The following is a 20,287-nucleotide window of genomic DNA, read 5'->3' on the forward strand; positions in this document are numbered from 1 at the left end:
CATCTTTTCTTTATCTATGATTTATTGATTGAAATAAACTGCGGTCGCTATAAGAATACATTATTATATAGGGTAATATAATTTGCAGTTATCAGATGGGTAGAGTTTGCGGTTTAACACAGAACTTCGGTACACTCACCATCCTTCTGTCAAACCCACTTAAGTTGGACACTTCGTCCATATCATAATGTTCTTTCAACGACAGCAGAGCTTCTTTCTGCAACGCATTTTTGTTTTTTTCTTCGATTGCAACGATTCGGTGCTCCAACCTCTCATCGCAGACAAAATGCTCTTTCCCTTTTCGTATCACAGCTTTAATAGGGGCCTGAATCGTCCCGTTCTCCTGAAGAATCCGGGAGAGAAAAGGGATATATTCTGTAAGAATTGCTTTCTGGAGTGCAATGCTGGAAGTGGATATCACGACCGGACGCTGCTCATAAGGGGAACATCCTTCTGCAAGGAGGGAATATTTTCTCATCAGAACACAGGCCACCAGATAGGCATACGTCTTGCCGATACCGACACCCGCGTCACACAGTGCTATGTTTCTTCCCAGCAGGTTATCCAGCATTTTGTGGCATAACATAATCTGTTCTTCCCTTACTGCCATTCCATGTTCCGGGAACAGCACTCGGAAAATAGTATCAATTTCTCGATGCGCTCTATTGAGATATTCTCTTGTGTAATACATAATTTGTTACCTGATATGCGTGCTGATATCACATCAATACGGCTGTAAAGGATTTCTCCCTACAGCCGTATGTATCTGATATCAACGACACATTCTTCCTTGATTTCTTATACTTTTGATTTTTGGCGTTGTATTTGTCCTCGACTCCCCCATTGCCTTACGGGAACATTACAGGCGGATGCTTGGCATTGCACCGCTCACGGATTTTCTAAAAGTCTTGCTGATTACAACCCAAAGTCCATCCTCTGCTCACTGGCAGTTCCTATGTATCATTATCCCCTCGTAAGTGATCCTCGCAAAAGACCGCCACGGTCCTGTTTCAGTTAAAGATGATTCGCTCGAAACGAAAACGCCACAAAAGAACTCTGCCTCTCACTTTCTGGTCTAATTTCTTCCATGCCCTTTTCATCTGTCCTCGCGTCTTCCTGCCACGCTTCTACTTACGGGAACGTACCTGTAATGCTGGTATGAGGTTGTCAAAGTACACTGGCAAAATTTACCTGCCTATTAAATAGCCGACGAAAAACGCCATAATTATTCAATTTTTGATAAATTTTTTAATTTTTTTCTCAAACGGTTTCTTTTGGTATAAATCGTCTGTTCTGCCATTCCCATAATCTTAGCAACTTCTCTTCCAGAATATCCCCATGTACTGAGTAAGAGGATTTCCAGTGTCTGATGCTCCGTTTCTTTCAATAGTTCATAGATTCGCTTATCACCTATGTGATCCAGAAGCTCCTTTACATCCCTTGCAAACAGCTCGCTGTCCTTTTCTTTTATGGAATCCATATCCTGCATCGTTTCATCCAGATGTTCCCGGTATCTGCGCTCTTCCAGAAAGTCTTCCCTGTCCATCTGGCGCAGCTTTTGGATCTTCTCTTCTTCCATTCCCAGTTCACGCAATTTCTTTTCTTCCTGTTCTTTCCAATAATTCCACTTTCGTTCTTCACTTGTCTTGTTATAAGCCATTTATCTTTCCTCCGATCTGATTTTTGATATAGAAATCAAATCGGAGCATGGCGGTGACCGGATAGGTACGTTATAATGTTCGAAAAATGTCGAAGAAAAAAATGCTGCAACCTCTTCGATTACAGCACTTTTTTCCATCTTACGTGAATATTTCTTGTTGGTTCATAGGAGATTCCTTCTTTTTCTCATAATGAATAAAAGACTCTTGTCATCCATTATTTAAATAAATTTTTCTACTATTACAATAGCTTTTTTAACAAGTTTTCTTGTCTTGGAGTTTAAAAGAAAGCTACCAGTTTTTTTCCTCTGATAGCTTTCCATTCATTCTTATTCTGTTGGGAACATCGCTGCTTCCAACTTATTCATCTCTGTATCCAAAAGACCATATTTTCCTGAGTTATCTTTTTCCACGGATACGTTTACAGTAACAGCTTTTCCATATCTGTTCTTTTCAAGACTCTTCTGGACACTTTCTGTTAATACAGCTGCAAAGACTTCCGGATCATTTCCATCCAATCCCTGCTTTATTTTTTCATTGCTTACCTCTGTAGAGCTTTGTTGCAATGTCTGAAATACATTGGATGGTTCAACTTGTACACTTACTGTATAGACTCCATCCTCTTCTTTCACATCTTGTACTTTGTATTTTGCCAGTTTCTTTACTTCTGTCAGTTTTTCCGCATAATCAGCAATTCCTTTATCCGTAATGTTATCGGAATCATCAAATTGCTGTTGGATACTCTCATTAAAATCCTCTTCGATTTCTTTCTTGGCATCTTTTTCCGAGATTTCTAACAGATTCGCATAGTCCTTATATTCTCCATGATAGTGTGCATCAAGAGAACTTTGGACGTAGGATTTGGCATCAAAGTCTGGTTGTCTGGAGCAAGCTGATAACAATATACATACTATAATTCCTATACTTATGCACAAAACACAATTCTTCTTTTGCATATTCTCTCCTTCACGCTTTATTTATCTTCAATTTTTATCGAAAATAACATTTTTAAATACTGTTCTATTGACTCCTTTTGAACTTTTCTTTCAATATTATATGGAATGCACATAAAAAACTCCACATAACCATTATCAATAAAACTCAGCAATACTTCTCCATTTTCTGTTAAAAAATGTACATATTTTTTATTACATTTACTTTCAAATTTAATATTCGACATTTGCTTGTATATTTTTTTGTAATGATTTTTTATGCTTACTTCATCTGTACAATCAGTTCCATCACCTATCAAAAAAGAAATATACAACTTATCATAATCTTCATTTCTATATGTCATATAAGAATCTGTATGACCATCACCAATATTTTTATAATGCTCATTTGGAATCGAATAACTAATTATTTTCCCCTCTAATGTTTCAAATCTTTCTGTTTCATCAATTCTAATTTCACATGGTTCAAACATTTTTTTTATAAACAAGCCCAATTCATAATCCGACATTTCTATAAAATTAATATAATCTTTTTCTTCCGTTTTTCGCGAATATCCCCCTCTATTATTCCGTTCCCATCTTCTAATTTCTAATTCATCTCCATTTTGTTTCAAATCAATTCTTTGATAATTCTTGGAAAATGTTGGAAAACTTTTATATTTTGTTTGTTTCCAAAAATTGTTTAATTGAGATTCGTCTACTTTTGGGGAACTTTCTGCAATTTTTATTCCTTTTCTAATTGCACAGCCTATCTTATCTATTGTTTCTTCAGCCATAATTTCAATTGTAGGTTCGATAGAAATATAACATCCCATAAACCTTTCAATGGCATTAGGCACAATTAAGAAACCATATTTTTGATTATAATATACAGAAATCATATCCGTTTTCTCCTCTCTATTACTTAAGGGGAATAAAATATTCCCCTTAAGCTATTTACTTTGCTATTATTTTCCTACTGTAATAATGAGTTTAACACCTTTATCAATACCATGTTTTGTAGCATTATTAACTGCATTTATCTGAGCTTCGCTTAATGTTACATTTGGAACAACTACTTGTAATTGTCTACCCACTATTTCTTCCGCATTAACAAATTTACCATTAAATGTTTCTCCTATAAATCCTGAAACTTTATTAATGTCCTTGACAATTACCTTTTCCAATTTATTACCATTTTGATAAGTCTTTGCACCTAAGTCTCGGCTTTTAACACTAGTCACAACACCATTTTCTACTTTATCTATGGTCGGGAAATTGTGTCCCAAGTTATTTCCCATAGCTTTGTCAATAATATCTCCTCGCTCTAATGGTGGTTTTTCCCAAGTGCCTTCTGGCAATTTTGTTTCGGTTACTTCTGCAACTAATTTTTTAAACGATTTATCAATCCCATCATTATGGGTACTTCCTGCACTCCTTACTACATTCAAAAGTTTCCCAGCCCCATAACTAAGGCCACCCATAACGCCACCTGTCACTGCTCCTGCAATACCACCGACTAACGTATCTTTTGCTACTTGTTTCAGACTATTTCCAGACAAACCTGAATTCACTGCACTATATGAAGCTCCACCAATAGCTCCAATAACTGCTCCTGAAACCATCGCCGTTCCTAAGCCACCCATTGCTGGCAATGCTGCCAGAACTGCTCCTGCAGCCAAACCGCCTGTTGCAGCAACTACAAGACCAGAAACTGTAACCGCAGTTATACCAATGGCTACTTTTTTCACCGCATTCCAGTCTACTTTTCCAAGCTTATCTGTAATACGATTTGTTGTCGTACACATATGTCGTACCACTTCTGAGCGGATTTCTGCCGTTCTTTCTGAAACATAGGATTTGAAAGATGTATAAGTTTTTCCAATTTTCTGTACCCCATTGCTTACAGAACGAATAAACTGACTTCCTCTGGATGTGATCTTTTGATATGTACTGCTACTGGTTACACGATTTTTCACAGATTGATATGTCTGTTTTGCATGTTTAGCTGCATTTTTGGCAGTTTTTGCTACCCCCTTCACTGTGTTAACAATAGTTTTTGCTGCTTTCTTAGCTGTATTTACTACTGTTTTGACTACCTTTTTCGCAGTATTAACGATTTTCTTGCCGACACTCTTGACTGCTTTCGCTGCTTTTTTAGCTGTACTCTTAATCCTGCTCCACAATGAATGTCCTGTCGGATCACTGTAATTCAGCGGATTATTGGTCGTATAATCGTAGCGGTTTCTGGTCAATGGATTTTCTGTCGTTCCAAGGTCACTATCTTCAGTTGTAAAGGTTCCGTTCTCTGCGTTATAGTATCTTGCCCGCAGATACTGAAGTCCTGTTTTTACATTTGTGGACTCCCCATTGTAACCGTAGTAATTGACACCGTCTGCTGTTCCTGATGTAAGGTTACCGTATGAATCATACTGATAACTGTTCGTCAGATTAGCTGTTTCGGTCAGGATTCCGGTCACGCTGTTTCTTCCGTCATATAAATAATAACTGCTTTCTTCCGATTTATCAACGCTTACCCGTTCTCCGATTCCACTTTCTCCATAAGTATAAGCCTGACGTACTTTCTCGTCTGCTCCATACTCTGCAAGGACTTCTGTATTCTCGCGATTGATATCGTTGATATACTCTGTCAGTGTGCATCCTTTGGCATTGGAACCGCCTTTTACCAGAGAGGCAAGCTGCTCTTTCGGGCTGTTTCCATCTTCGGTACGCTGGTTCGCCGGGATCAGGACTTCATCGCCATAGCAGTCTTCCCATTTATAGGTGTTATCAAGTTCGAATACCCGGTTGTTATCTCCATCGTACATGGCTGCCATCAGGACTGTTCCACCCTGTTTTACTACTGCCAAACGATTCTCTGCTGTGTATTCATAAGTAACCGGATCTGCACTGTTTGTCTTATCACATTCCTGGATCAGATTGCCATCTTTATCATAGCTGTAGGTTGTTCCCGGATCGCCCCAGATCTTTGCATTGGTGCGTTTGATGAGCTGGTTGGAATCGTTGTACTTATAGTTATATTTTGCTTTGCTGACACCATCCTCAATCTTCTCGTAAGAGGTCCGGTTTCCAATCTTGTCATAAGTATAATTATGGACTGTCTTTTTACCGCCCTCTGCTTTTTCTGTACAGCGTGTCAGTTCCCAGTTGTCATCGTATTCATAGGTACGTGTCGTCTGGATCTCTTTTTCCTGATGCTCACAGTCTGCTTTGTCTGTCTCTTTCTGTGTATCGCCCCAGTTGTACCAGTCTTCCCAGCTTGGCGTCTTTCTTGTTCCAGCTTCCAGTTCCGTAGCTGTTTCTCCAACTACATATCCCTGATCATTGTACTTGTACTCATAAGTACTGATTACTTTGCCGCAGGAACCACAGGTATTCACAATCTTTGTGATATGATCTTCTGCATCGTAAGATACTTCCGTCTTTGTTCCATTACTTCTAGTAACTTCTGTCACACGGTTCAGTGCATCATGCTTGTAAGTGGTTACTTTTCTATTACGGTCTGTCAGTTTTACCAGATTATCATTTAAGTCGTATTCATAGCTGATCTTTGTCCCATCCGGGTATACGATTGCCTGCAGATTATCTGCGTCATCATAAACGTAGCTGACATCCTTTTTCGAACCGCTTGTCACTTTGGTGATTCTTCCAAGTGCATCGTATTCGTAGCTGCTCTTGCCTGTCTGATCCTTCATGGATACCCGTTCCCCGGCACTGTTATATGCGTAGGTCACGTCCTTTTCGGATGTCTCGCCTTTTGCGTCCTGATAAGATTTCTCCAACAGGTCATTCAGTTTGTCGTAATCATACGTGGTTTTCTTGCCGCTTGCCTGTGTATGTCCGGTCAGTCTGCCTTTTTCATCATAGTCGAATTTCTCCGTTCTTCCTGCCGGATCTTTGATGGATGTCAGGTTGCCTTCTAAGTCATAAGTATAATTCGTTGTCTTATTTGCTGCATTGGTGAAGGTCACCAGGTTATCCATGTTGTCGTAACCATAAGTTGTTACACCGCCAAGGGCATCAGTTACTTTGGTCAGGTTGTCATTCTTGTCATATTCCAGATGGCTCTTTAATCCGGTCTTATCTGTAACAACCTGAATATTCCCATGTGCATCGTAATCAAATCCCGTTGTGAATCCACGCTTGTCTGTAATAGAAGTTACCCTGCTGTCCTTATCATAGGTATAGGATTCCTTCTGCCCCAGTGCATCGGTCTCTTCTGTTACACGGTTGTCTTTATCGTAGACTGTCTTTGCAACATAGCCCATCGGATCTGTTACAGATGTAACATTATAATTCTTATCATATCCATAGCTGGTCTTTCTTCCACCCGGTTTGGTGATCTCAGTAATATTTCCTGCCGGGTCGTAAGTGTAAGCAGTTATCTTACCAAGCGGATCAGCTGCAGAAGTCATCTGACCTGCCAGGTCATAACTGTAGGTATTGCTCCGTCCAAGCGGATCTGTCTCCTTCACCAGATTGCCATACTTATCATAAGAAAAGCTGGTTGTTCCATCCAGTGCATTGGTAGAAGACTTCATGTTATGGAGCTTATCGTAAGTATAAGTAGTGGTACTCTTTAAGCTGTCGCTTTCTTTTACCACGTTGTCCACTTTATCATAAGAGAAATTTTTAGTATAACCCAGTGGACTGGTCATACTCTTCAGACGTCCGGCTTTATCATAACTATAGGTATACTCTCCACCATTCGCCTGTGTCATCTTTGTGACATTGTCATTCAGGTCAACACTGTACTGTGTCTCATTTCCCTTTGCATCCGTTACAGAAATGACATTGCCATGCTTGTCGTAATCATATTTGGTAACTGCTCCCTTTGGAGAAATCTGTTCCGTCATGTTACTCAGGCTGTCATATTTGTATTCGGTAATGAGTCCCATCGGATCTTTTGATTTGGTAAGATTTCCAATGGCATCATAACGGTATTCATTTGTTTCTTTTAACGGAGAAGTCTCACCGATCTTGCGGTCCAGTTCATCATACTGGTAGGTTGTCGTATTTCCATTTCCGTCTGTCTGGGATACGAGATTGTCATTTTTATCGTAAGCATACTTGGTAACCGTACCGTTTTCATCGACAGATTCCGTCACATTATCATTTCCGTCATACTTAAAGGTGCTGGATGCTCCCAGTGGATTTGTCTGAGAAATAACCCGGTCTTTCTTATCGTAAGCGTATTTATATGTGGCTTCCTCTTCTTCTGTCATGGATAACTGGTTGCCGACTTTATCGTAGGTAAAGGTTGTTTTATGACCTTCCGCATCCGTTACCGCTGTAATGCGGTCCATAACATCATATTCATAAGATGTGATACTTCCGTCTGCTTCAGTAAGTTTCAGGAGTCTGCCGTACTGATCGTACTTGTATGTTGCTGTCCTGCCAAGTTCATCGGTCTGTGTCAGTACATTTCCGGCACCATCATAAGTATAATCCATACTGTTTCCACCATTGTCGGAGGAATGGATCAGGTTGCCTGCTCCGTCATATTGATAGGTAATTACGAGTCCCTGTGCATCCGTACATTTTACAAGCTGTCCGATGGCATCGTACTCCATCAGCACCTTGTCCCCTGTCGGCAGTATTATGGATGTGTTATTTCCCTCTTTATCATACACATAACTATACGCATTGCCGAGGGCATCTGTCATCTTTGTGCTGTTGCCCTGTGAATCGTATTCGTAAGTGGTCTTTCCTTTCAGGGCATCCACCGTCTGTTCCAGATTGTCGGTGGAATCATATTTCATTGCTGTAATGTTGCCCTTTGCATCGCTTACCGATGTCATGTTTCCATTACCATCGTAAGTCATGGTACTGGTATTTCCATTTTCATCGGTAGAGGATACCAGATTTCCATTTAAGTCATACTTCATGGATACGGTATATCCAAGGGCATCTTTGGATGTAGTCAGATTTCCTGCCTTGTCGTAAGCATAAGTATCTGTTCTTCCCTCTTCATCGGTAGAAGATACCAGATTTCCTGCTTTATCATAAGTATATGTGGTAGTTCCACCTTCTGGGTTGGTTTCACTTAAGCGGTTTCCTGTATTATCGTAGGTATAAGTCCAGGTTCTTCCACTGTCATCTGATTTTGATACCAGATTGTCTGCCGCATCATAAGTATAAGTGGTAACTGCACCTAATTCATCTGTCTCTTTAGCGAGTCTTCCGCAGTTATCATATTCCTTGGAATGGCTGCTTCCATCTCCATAAGTAATCTTGGTTTCATTTCCTAATGCGTCATATTCATATTTGGTTATATTACCAACTGCATCTTTGGACTGAAGCACCTGTCCAAGAGAATCAAACTTGGATACGGTTGCATTTCCATTTCCATCGGTATATTTTTTCAGATTTCCTGCTTTGTCATATTCATAGAGCTTTGTTCCAAAATCTTTATTACTCTCTTCTATGACACGTCCCATGCTGTCATACTTATAAGTAATTGTATTTCCTTTTGCATCGGTTGCTTTGACCTGCTGATAATTCTTATCATAAACGTAGCTGATCTGATTTCCTTTCGGATCTGTACCACTGGTCATGTTGTACATCTTATCATAAGTATAAGTGGTGGTATTCCCCAGTGCGTCAGTACTTGCTGTAATATTTCCCACACCATCCAGCGTATAAGCGGTCACACCGCCATCGGCTGCTGTCTTGGAAGTCAGATTGCCATTCGCATCGTAACTGTTCGAGGTTACATTTCCAAGTGGATCTGTCATGGTAACTGCACGATTCATCGCGTCATACGTGAATCCCCATGCTGCTCCATTTCCATCCACATATCCGGTCATGTTCGGTCCGTCATACGAATACGTTGTTGTGACACCTCTGCCGTCTGTCTGGGATACCATACGATGTTTGTCATCGTAAGTATAGGTAATGGCTGTTCCATCCGGTTTTGTAGATGTGACCATATTTCCATTACCGTCATAACTGTAAGTAACCGTTGCTCCGTTATATCCAGTTGCACTGGTCAGCTTATTCTGCTCATTATAAGTATAAGAGGCTGTCTTTCCATCCTCTCTTGTCTCCGTTGCTACATTGCCAAATGTATCATAAGTGTAAGTTTTTGTTCCGGCTGCTGTCGTTTCGGAAGCAAGCTGATTCTCTGCATTATAAGTCTTTTCACAGGTTGTTCCATCCGGATATTCAATGGATGTTGTGCGGTACTGATCATCATAATGATAAACGGTCTTATTTCCTTCGTTATCCGTTGTTGTAGTAGAACTCTTTCCGTACTTGAAAGTTGCCGTTCCTTTTTCTGCATCAGTCTGCTCTACAACTCTTCCTTCTTTATCGTAAGTATTCTTTACAACCGTATTGCCATTCTCATCTTTCCAGCTTGTCATACGGCTGTCATCATCATATTTGTACTCTTTTGTTGTTCCATTCGGATCTGTTACAGATATCAGATTTCCCTGCTCATCATATTTGTAAGAAACTTTTCCACCATCTGGAAGAGACAGTTCCTTGATATGCCCGAATTTATCCTGTTTTACCCCGAATGTTTTTCCGGATGGTGTTGTAATCTTACTCAGATTATAATCATCGTCATAATCTAATACTGTCTTAAATCCATTCACATCCGTTACATAACGTAAAATTCCATATTTATCAAATGACCAGACGCTCTGATCCGCATCTGTCAGTTCCCATCCGATGTAGTCATGGTCTGTATCTTTATAGCTGACTGCTTTTAAATCATATACATAACCATCCGGAGTAGTGTAGCTTCCATCTTCATTCTTATCAAAGATCAGATAACTTCCGTCCCCTCTCATATACAGAAGACTTCCGTCCTCCATTTGAGAAAGTGACTGGTCATAGTTAAAGCTCCATCCACGTCCGAACATGGAATGCTGGTCTGTTCCTTTGGAATTGTAGCTTCTTGTAATGGAGAATTCTCCATTCAGTTCATTCATCGTCGCATCGGACTGATCCATGTAGAAGTTACCAGTATTTAAGTTGACTGGTTCAAATCCAAATTCACAGTGCAGGCCTCTTCCCATCAATGCTCCGTCAATCCGCATCTTATCCTGATCGGTAAGCGGTGCAGGACTATATGGAACATTTGTCTGTGGGTTACGGATAAAGATCGTGTTATTTGCGACTACCAGTGCGTCCATAACCTGATTGTCTTTCATAATGTTCTTAAGCGGAACACCATAATATTTTGCAATCTTCGGGAATGTATCAAACTGCTTCACTTCATAGATCACAAAGCTGTCACTGGTCACTTCTTTTCCTGTTTCCAGCTTTCCATCAATCTCTTTCGATGCTTTTGCTTTGATCTTATAAAGCTTGTCCTTCGTCAGCCCTGAATACAGTGCACTCTGCCAGTTGGAATCTTTGCTGTAATACTTATTCGCCTCCGGGAACTGCTTATTGTATTCAGTACTGTCTGGATAGGAATACAATGGTTTTGCATCTGTTTCGTGATGTTCTTCATTTTCCTCATCTGGAAGCAGATAATATTCTACTGTAGATTTGCTCTTTGCAATTCCGTCTGCAAATACGGCATCAAACTTCAGCTTTCCATTTGTATTCTTTTCTGTCATCGGGCGAAGCAGGATCGTTGTTTCATCCAGTGACATATCTCGCAGATATGGATCTTCAGCCGGTGACCACTGGATGCTGAGTTTCGGTCCATAAACGGATGCCCTGTTATTCAGTACCTCACACTGCATAGAAGCTCCAAGGTTATTTGCCTCGGCAATGGCTACCAGTGCAAATCCGTTATTCGCATGAGTTCCCTGCACCCAGTCATTGACCAGATCTTTGACGTCATAATTGATATAGCTGTTCCTGCTGGTACTTGCATTCTGTACATCCTGAAACGTAAGATTTACTGGTTTTGTTTTCCATGTGATGGAGGTGTTCCACGACTGATCTACACGATAAAGTCCAAACTGGGATGCACCACCACTGTATGCAGTTTTCTGACTGACTGCAAATGTTGCACTGTCAATTTTGGAATCTTTCGGAATCTGACTAAAATTTGAATTTACTTTGATATAAGTCCGGCAGTTCTGGTGTGCAGTACCAAATCCTGCAAGGTTCCCAGACTTAATACCATCATCAAATCCGACATACGGATAATTGTTGTCACCAATCTGACTGGTAGGACTTCCCTCTTTCACACCGATCATGTTAAAGGAACTCTTCTGAATCTCTACTGGTGTCGGATCGATCCTGACCGGATACTGACGTTCTTCTGCCGAAAGCCAATCCCTATCTGGTTTTACGGTCAGGATTGTTTTTCCATCTTCTTCCCGAAGTTCCAATGTGATCAGGAAACTGATTTCCCCGGCAGCATCTTCCATTGATGGCGTCTCCAGAAGATACTTCGCATCTTTGATTGTCTTCCCTTCCGGATAGATATAGACCTGATTGTCTTTTACTTCTGCCTGATACCCCGGAATCTGCAGCTCGTATTCATAGACTTCCCTGTCTGTTGGCTGCTGAAGTACGATATCTTCCTTAATGCTGGAATCCAGTACTGTATACTGAACATCTGCGCCCTCGTAAACTTCATTATAAAGGATCGCATTGTCTTTAATAACGGAATGTGTATAATCTCCATCTACCGGAATGATCCCGATTCTGGTCTTTCCATTTTCAATCGTTACACCATTCTCTTCTGACATCTGTTCCGGAAGAAGGATAGCATAATCGTTTGCCTTGTTCTGATAAACTTCTGTTTTCTCTTCCTTTTCTTCAGTTGCCACTACACTGCTGGCTTCCTGTGCTTCTTCGGATGCCGGAGTATCTGCTTCTTCTGGTTTTACAAGTGTATTATCAACCAGCTCGGTATCTCCATCCTCATTCTTATAAGTTACGACATAACCTCCATAAACGGTTGTATACTGCTTGTCCCCTGTCTTATAAGTCTTGGAAATGGCATCATAATCAATCAGTTCACCTTCCGGTTCTTCTGGAATCGGATAGTAATCCTGTGGTTCTTTCAACTCCACTTCTTTTTCCTGCGGATTTTCTTCTGTTTCTTCCGCTGGAGTTGTCTGTTCTTCCTGCGTCTCTGTATCTTCTGATGGCGTCGTTTCATTTTGTACGTCCGCATCAGACTGCTGACTCTTATCTTGTTCTCCAGATGTGGAATCTGTAATCCCTGCTTCCTCTTCCGTCAAAGCCTCTGGTCTGGAGAAATCTGCATTCTTCTGTACATCCTCAATGGCCTCTTTTGCCTGTACAAAAATAGGCTCTGTTCCCTGTAGTGCCATCAGGAGTGCAAGTACTAAGGCTATAGCCGACTTTCGAAATCTCTTCATAGTCTCTTTCTCCCTCTTGTAATCTTTTTCTATAATTCCTTTACAAAATAACCGCTACCCTCCTTTTTTCTGACTTTGGCACTACTATAATCTAAAAAATCACAAAATTTTCATAAATGGTAAAAATGCCCCTTGAGGTGGCAAAAATAGACGAAATCGGTCGAAAAAAATAGTAAGACACCATCGCCTTACTATTTTTCATCTAATTTCATATATAATAATATTTTCACTTGAAAGGATTTCTCCGTATGGCAGATCTCCATCTGACCATGATATTTTTCTACTACGAGTTTCACATTTTGTAATCCTATTCCATGTCCTTCTTTCCTGCTTTTCGTTGTCAGATAAATTCCATTCCGCACTTTTGGTGTATCTTTTATGCTATTCTCAATCTGGATATTCATGATTCCTTTTCCATAATACATCTGAAACGATAATCTCCTTTCATCTGAAGCTGCTGTCCCACGAATAGCATTATCCATAAGATTTCCCACTATTATACTTATATCAAATAATTCTTCCCCTATATGATTCGGTATTTCTACAGAAATCTCCGGATTTTCAATTACTGATTTCGAATCTTCCAAAATATAATTCAGCAGATTATTCATATTACGGTTTTCTGTATATAAATGATGACATAAGGCTGTTCCGGCTATATTCTCCATTTGTTTCAGATACGATAGAATCTCTTCATTTCCTCCCGTTTTTGCCATTGCCCCTATTGTTGTAAGATGGTGCTTGTAATCATGATGTATCTTATTCAGCCTGTCCTGTAATTTCATCATCATCTCCAGTTCTTTTGCATACTGGCTCATCTGAATTTTCATCTCTTCCTGTTTTGCTGTTTCAATATAACTTTTCTGAACCTCATCGTGCAGATAGAAAATAAACACATTGATAAACAGTAAGAATAATACAATCGTAGACCGCACACCTCTTCTGTCTGGCAGCAATATCCTGATACAGACTATAATGCTGATCACCGGGACAGAAAGCATAGCAAGCCAATGACGGTTCTTTATATAATAACTTCTCTTTACACCTACTTTTCTTTCAATAATGACTTCCAGTAAAAAGAATATAAAATTTCCCATTACAATAGTTCCCGGTCCCATGTGATGATGCACCGGATTTCTTGCTACCGCATACCGTTGAAAGAACACGATTGGAATCCCATCACATAAAATTCCCATAATATATACCATAAGTGTATTCCAGACATGATGTTGCCAGTCTGCCTGATATGCCACTGTTATAATTAACAGAGCTATCAGCTCAAAGATCAGATCTCCGTACATCGTTCCCCACTGCATGCTTCCCCAGCATGAAAGCAGATATGCACAAAAATATGCAAATAGCTTTTGTGTATCCTCATTTTTTGGATACAGGATGGTATTGTAACGGAACACAGTATAAATCCAGAATAATTTACTTGTCAGATAAGTGATCAAATGGATATTCATAATCTTTTCTTCTCCGTTTGTAATAGTCTTTCCCTGACCTTCTTGCGATTTGCTTTACTGATACTGAGACGTGTCTTGTCTTTCATAACCACGTTGTCATATTCGTAATGCTCCACGTGTTCCATATTGATGAGATAGGACTTGTGAATCAGTAAGAAATATTCTTCTGTTACATCCGCTACATCCTTTAATTTTCCTCGATATTCATATTCTTTTTCCGATGTCACGATATGTACTCTTTTTCCCAGACTATAAAAATACAGGATCTTGTCATAAGAAATCTTGTGGATTCCTTTTGTATCCGTATATTCAAATATTTTCTTCCGTTCTTTTAACAGTTCCCGTAATTTACCTATCACCCGGAAAAGTTCTTCCTCTCGGATTGGCTTTACAAGAAAATCAAATGGATGAATACGGAATAATTTCATAGCATATTCCTGATATGTTGAAATATAGGTAATCCGCAGTTCTTTTCCATAATTTTTCTTTCGTATCTCCGTTCCGATATCAATTCCATTCTCATGTTCCAGACAAATATCAAGGAATAACATATCGTAGGATTCTTCTTCCAGCCTGTTAAGAAGCTGCTCCGCAGAATAGTATATTTCTATAGATATCTGACAGTCATTCGCTTTCCCATAATGGAGCAGCTTCTGTTCTAACCAATTACATAGGATGATGTCATCATCACAGATTGCAAGTTCTAGCATATTTTCTTACCCTCAGTCTTTCGTAACACGACAAATGGGGAAAAGAATCCCCTTCAATTCTTTTCCCGAATGGACATCACTAATTTTGTGTCATTTTTCCGATGCAACAGCACCACTTCCTTTGCTGTCTTATTTTGTCCTCTATATAATAAACACTTGAACAAGAAAAAACTGTCGCCATTTTATAATTTATTTATATTTTTTATGTTTTATTTATATTTTATCCAAATATTACAGCGATAACTAATAATGTCACCCCCTGCATTATTCTTTTTATTTTTAGCGTCATTTGATAAAACATCAACGTTTTTGATGGCAAAAAGGGAACCTGCAAAACCAGATTCCCTTTAAAATACATGCTCTTCTCTAAAAGGATGATAAATCCACCATCCTCTGCTTATTTTTAAAAACTTTTTCCTTTTTTACAATACTTATAAATATTAAATGGTTTTTCTTTTTTTTCAAATAAAATCCCTGTTGTTTTAATAATTTTTATAAGTTCATCCGACTCCATATCTGTCGTTTTAAATATAAATATTTTCTTTTCATTTGTTATGAAAAAAAAGAAGTTTTTATATAAGAACATTCTATCAATATTTTTAAATTCATAAATTTGATCTTCATCTATTTTAATTGCGTTTTCATCGATATCCACCGTTTCATATCCTGATCTACCCCAGACAAATTCATGAACATTTTTTTCAAAATTTTTACCAATCATTTGATACCAAATAATCCAAGCCACACAAGCCACACAAGTTCCAATCCCTATTCCAAACATCAAATAACTTTCCGACAGATAACAATTAATCGACAGTAAAAATTCTACAGGTGTAAAAATATAGATAATCATTCTACTTTTCTGTCTTGTTTTAAATAATTGATTAGGAATTATAAACCCAAGCGAAAGCATTCTTTCTAATTCTTCCCTATCCTCATCTGACACAATTGATTTAATATGCATTCTTCTTAATCCTCCTTTTGCCAGAGGTCCTCTTTATAAAATCGAACCTCTGGCCATTGTCTCTTTTATTCTTTTACAATTTACAGCGCTTGAATCAACAAACCAAAAACAGTACCTGCTCCAGCTGAAAATAAAGCAATAATTGACGGAATTGCATTTACAACTAATGCACCCGCAAGAACTAATATTACGGCTCCTGCCAGTATATTACTATGCTCTTTTGTGAATTCTACAACATTAAATTCAAGACCACTATTAGAATTTAATGTCATTGTAAAAATCAAAGCAACCGATATTGTCCACTCTTTTTCCTCTTCTGGCAGCAAATCTGATGTACTAAATACAATGGAAAACTCTACACTATTGGCAAAAACATTATTTATTTCAAAAGCAATATTACCAGATTTAACCGATAAAGCAATTTTTTCTATCGTATTTCCAAAGTTATCTGCTCCCTCTATACCTGTATCTGATAAATTTGATGAAATCTCCATAATTTGATTTTTGCAAGTTTGTGTCAATTCTCCATCATTTCCTATATCCACTTTTATATTATAAATTTTACCAGTTGAACTTTCAAGCGATGTGGATATTTTAGTAGAAATATCAATTGCTCCTTGAGGACTCATCATTGTTCCCAGTGAAATTTCCTTATCATACTCCACACCCACATCCATAATTTTATTCAGATAACCAAGCGGCTCCATTACATTATAGACATATTGATTTCGTGCTATTTTTACCTTTGCCCGAAGATTTTCTTGCGCTATTTCCTCATCTGTTTTTGTCGATACGGCATCGAACTTTTTAAATCCAGTATCTCTCCCTGAATATGCATCTTTATCCAGTGGGAACGAAGGTGATGAAGAAAATGAGTTCAACTCACAAAATTGATCAAATGCCCAGTTCTTCGGCATCGAATATCCCAAATTACAGCTAAATCCAGTTGACATATCTGCCACAAATGATTTACTTGCCAATCCTGCTTCATAAACTTTAGTACATACATATCTTGGTGCATAAATGCCGACTTTATAATTTTTATCATTTGTCGAACTGAAAAAGATCATGTGAATCTGTTCAAAATAAGGTATAATAAATGTATCAATCTGATATGAATAACAATCAAAATCCACTGCAAAGTATATAGTCGTTCCACTTGGTATACCGATTCTCTCGGCTGCTAAAATTGCTGTCTGTGCATCAACACTTCCCTGGGACGGATCCTTAAAATAGTTTAATTCATATCCTCCATCCTGATATATCGGGAATACCGATAATCCTGCATTTTCAATGTTTTTCACTTCTGTTGATGTCAAATATTTCGGTGTATGTTCTTTTCCAACAGAACCTGTCAGATAACGTCCTACATGAGTATACCCTGCATTTTTTATATCTAATGCCTGTTGTTTATTTAATACTGTTGCACAGTCACACGCTTTTGCTGCCCTGTTTGTATCGCCTTTACTCGTAAGCAATGATTTCATAGTAGAAACATTTACTTTTCCTTTTGTTACAAGTCCAATTCCTGTCAGACCATAAAACTCCTGAAATTCTGACACCTTTGACTCTGTAGTCGAATCAAACACGCCATCGAATCTTCCCGGATTATATCCGTTAAAATATAGTCCGTATTGAGCAATCTTATTAAATGGAACATATTTCGTCGAGTTCTGTCCGTTCTGTAATGTACCCGGAAACGCATTTGTTGTTGCATCGCCAAAATTAACTGAATTCAAATCTGTAATTAATTCAGTTGTAACTCCTTCAGCCGCCTGCAATGCACCAACTAAAGACAAAATTGTCTGTCTTGAGGCAATTCCATCACAAGGTCCAACACCAATAACATCTGACCAGTCACTATTTAATTGCTGTTGAATAAGAACAATATTGGAATCCCCACCAGAAACCTTTGTAAACCAGTTTAGGGATAACAATCCAGACCAAACTTTCCAATCAATTTTGCCCGTAACTTCCAGTCCTGCATTTTCCTGCATCTTTTTAACTGCATTTACTCCTGATGTATAATAAATTCCAGTAATTCCTCCAGCAGCATATCCTTTGCAAAACAGAGCACACTGAATCAAGCATACATTAACCTGCGGAGTATCATTCGGATCCATTTTTGTAATAATGGCTAACTTCTTCATGGTATTAATAGTAAGTGGTCCAACCGTTCCTGTAATCGTTGAGATTCCATTCTGAATCTGAAATGCACGAATGATTCCCTGCATCACGGCTGTTCCGGTCTTTCCATCTTCATCCAGTTTTACCCAATCCTTATGTCCACCAAACATCGCATTTAAATATTTTTGTGCTGCTTTTACATTCTGATCACTCATATTCACTACCTCCTAATTCAAGTCAATTATAAAGATTTCTAACTCTTTATATGTCTATCACTAAAAGTTACAATAACAATTTATCAATCAACTGTGCCTATTTTGTGACTATTTTCCAAAGGATTCATTAACTCCCTTATAAAATCCTTAACAAATTATGAAAGAAACCATCAATTTATCACCCCATATCCCATTATAGAACTGTAATCTACTGCATAATTTCTCTGCCGTACCTGATCACTGGAATTTCCCTCAATCGTGTAAACTCTTCCACCTTCACACTTTTCTACTATTCCTACATGATCCGATGTTCCATCATGATCCCAGTCAAAAAAGATGATCATTCCAGCTGTCGGAGTTGTTCCGCCACTCTGCCACTTATTCTTTCCCTGAAACCAGGACACTCCATCACTGCACAATGAGAATTTAGGAACATTCCCACTTGCAATCAGACCGCTCTGATCCGCACACCAGCTTACAAAACAGGCACACCATTCTACCCGACTGTCAAATCCGTACCAGCTCCAGAACTTCTGACCGCCACTGTTTCCAAGCTGCCCCATTGCAACCGACACAATCTGCTGATTACCAAACAAACCAGCAAACAGGCTGCCACCGGAATAATACCGCATCACATGGGGAACGTATTGGGGATCTCCGTAACTGCTCCATCCATGCGAAGCTGCCTGTTCCTGTGAAAACTGCAATGCATTGGCTTCTGTATAACCGCCTCTTTGCAATGCCCATCCTATGTAGCCATTTCCATAGTTATATCCCTGCCATGCAAGTTTCAGCTTGTCCAGATCCTGTGGACTGCTGCATCCTGCCTGTCTGATACAGTCTGCAAAGGTCTGTACTCCAACCTCTATCGAATAATCCGGATCAGTAATAGAACCAGGAGTGTGTGGGAATCTTGTATTATATGGACTTTCCGAACACTGCATCGGGTCTGTTCCCCTGCCTCCAGATTCCTGCATCATGATGGCCTGTATCGCAGACACATATTCCGGAATGCCGTATTGGGATGCATACTGCTGTATCACAGAAGTATACGCAAGCACTTCTTCACTTAGGGATTCGGAGCTTTCCGAATTACTGCTGAAAGCTGCTCCTGCAATGATTCCCACAATCAGAATAAATACCAGAAGAAATGCACTACCTCCGGCAGCAATCCATTTTCCCATTTTTTCAAGAGCTACTACCCCTTTTTGAATCGCTGCTGTAATTCCCTGTACGGATAACTTTGAACCCTTTCCAGTTACCTGAAGGACTGCTTTTCCACTTTCTGCCGATGCCTGTGCTGACTTTCTTGCCATCTGGGCTGCTCTTGCTTTCTGCATCGCCTGAAGACTTTTTTCCATCTGCTGTTTCTGCATGGATGCCTGTGTCTTTATTTTTTCTTGAGACAGACCGGATACTTTTACCACTCTCGGTGCTGCTTTCACCTGCCGTTTACCATTCTCCTTGGCAAGTGCTGCCTGCTCCGGTTTCAACTTGATTAATTTCTTTCCGCTTTCTGCCCCCTGCTCCATTGCTTCTTCGGCAGCTTTCGCTTCTTCCTGTCTGCTTTTTCTTTCCTTTATCTTCCTGTAGGTCACTCCAGCAAGTTTTTTTCCACCTTGATATGTGGTTTTCCCTATACTTTTTCCTGCCACACTCGCCGCTCTGTACTGTACGGATTCTATTTTTTCAGTTCCATACTGTGTTGGGGATTCTGACTGCCCACTGCTTTTTTCATGTAGTTCCCTTGGCTTTTCTTTTGCTTCCAGAACCGCTGAGCGAACCAGTTCTTTCGGAAGTCGGGCAGCCGGATTTCGAATCTTCGGATTCTTATCCCTTACCCGTTCCTTGATATCTTTCATCCGGTCACCCTCTTTCCGTATCTCTTAT

The 20,287-nt window shown here is 39.4% G+C and carries 10 protein-coding genes; all 10 read right to left on the reverse strand.

Annotation, left to right across the window (positions count from 1 at the left end):
* Window positions 1-91 precede the first annotated feature (91 nt).
* Window positions 92-691, reverse strand: coding sequence for an ATP-dependent DNA helicase (locus tag H8909_RS05435; RefSeq protein ID WP_238928229.1), 600 nt, complete (start codon window positions 689-691; stop codon window positions 92-94).
* Between the two features lie 534 nt (window positions 692-1,225).
* Complete coding sequence (locus H8909_RS05440; protein WP_007886453.1) at window positions 1,226-1,660, reverse strand: helix-turn-helix transcriptional regulator; 435 nt, start codon at window positions 1,658-1,660, stop codon at window positions 1,226-1,228.
* Between the two features lie 327 nt (window positions 1,661-1,987).
* Entirely contained in the window at window positions 1,988-2,614 is a 627-nt protein-coding gene (locus H8909_RS05445) for a hypothetical protein (RefSeq protein WP_007884654.1), read from the reverse strand.
* Between the two features lie 17 nt (window positions 2,615-2,631).
* The gene (locus H8909_RS05450; protein WP_007884653.1) at window positions 2,632-3,492 is read right to left on the reverse strand and encodes a contact-dependent growth inhibition system immunity protein; all 861 of its coding nucleotides are present in this window, start codon (window positions 3,490-3,492) and stop codon (window positions 2,632-2,634) included.
* 66 nt (window positions 3,493-3,558) lie between these two features.
* Window positions 3,559-12,915, reverse strand: a complete 9,357-nt coding sequence (locus tag H8909_RS05455; RefSeq protein ID WP_202985911.1) for an endonuclease toxin domain-containing protein — start codon at window positions 12,913-12,915, stop codon at window positions 3,559-3,561.
* A gap of 191 nt (window positions 12,916-13,106) precedes the next feature.
* Window positions 13,107-14,381, reverse strand: coding sequence for a sensor histidine kinase (locus tag H8909_RS05460; RefSeq protein WP_007884649.1), 1,275 nt, complete (start codon window positions 14,379-14,381; stop codon window positions 13,107-13,109).
* Window positions 14,378-15,091 carry a LytR/AlgR family response regulator transcription factor gene (locus H8909_RS05465; RefSeq protein ID WP_007884644.1) on the reverse strand — a complete coding sequence of 238 codons (714 nt, stop codon included), beginning with the start codon at window positions 15,089-15,091 and terminating at the stop codon, window positions 14,378-14,380. Before H8909_RS05465 ends, H8909_RS05460 begins: the two co-directional genes overlap by 4 nt.
* Before the next feature lie 403 nt (window positions 15,092-15,494).
* Window positions 15,495-16,055 carry a hypothetical protein gene (locus H8909_RS05470; RefSeq protein ID WP_006426967.1) on the reverse strand — a complete coding sequence of 187 codons (561 nt, stop codon included), beginning with the start codon at window positions 16,053-16,055 and terminating at the stop codon, window positions 15,495-15,497.
* Between the two features lie 80 nt (window positions 16,056-16,135).
* Window positions 16,136-18,397, reverse strand: a complete 2,262-nt coding sequence (locus H8909_RS05475; protein ID WP_007884642.1) for a glycoside hydrolase domain-containing protein — start codon at window positions 18,395-18,397, stop codon at window positions 16,136-16,138.
* 170 nt (window positions 18,398-18,567) lie between these two features.
* Window positions 18,568-20,259, reverse strand: coding sequence for a lysozyme family protein (locus H8909_RS05480; RefSeq protein ID WP_006426969.1), 1,692 nt, complete (start codon window positions 20,257-20,259; stop codon window positions 18,568-18,570).
* Window positions 20,260-20,287: the final 28 nt, after the last annotated feature.

The organism is Catenibacterium faecis, from assembly GCF_014306455.1.
Classification (GTDB): Bacteria; Bacillota_I; Bacilli_A; order Erysipelotrichales; family Coprobacillaceae; genus Catenibacterium; species Catenibacterium mitsuoka_A.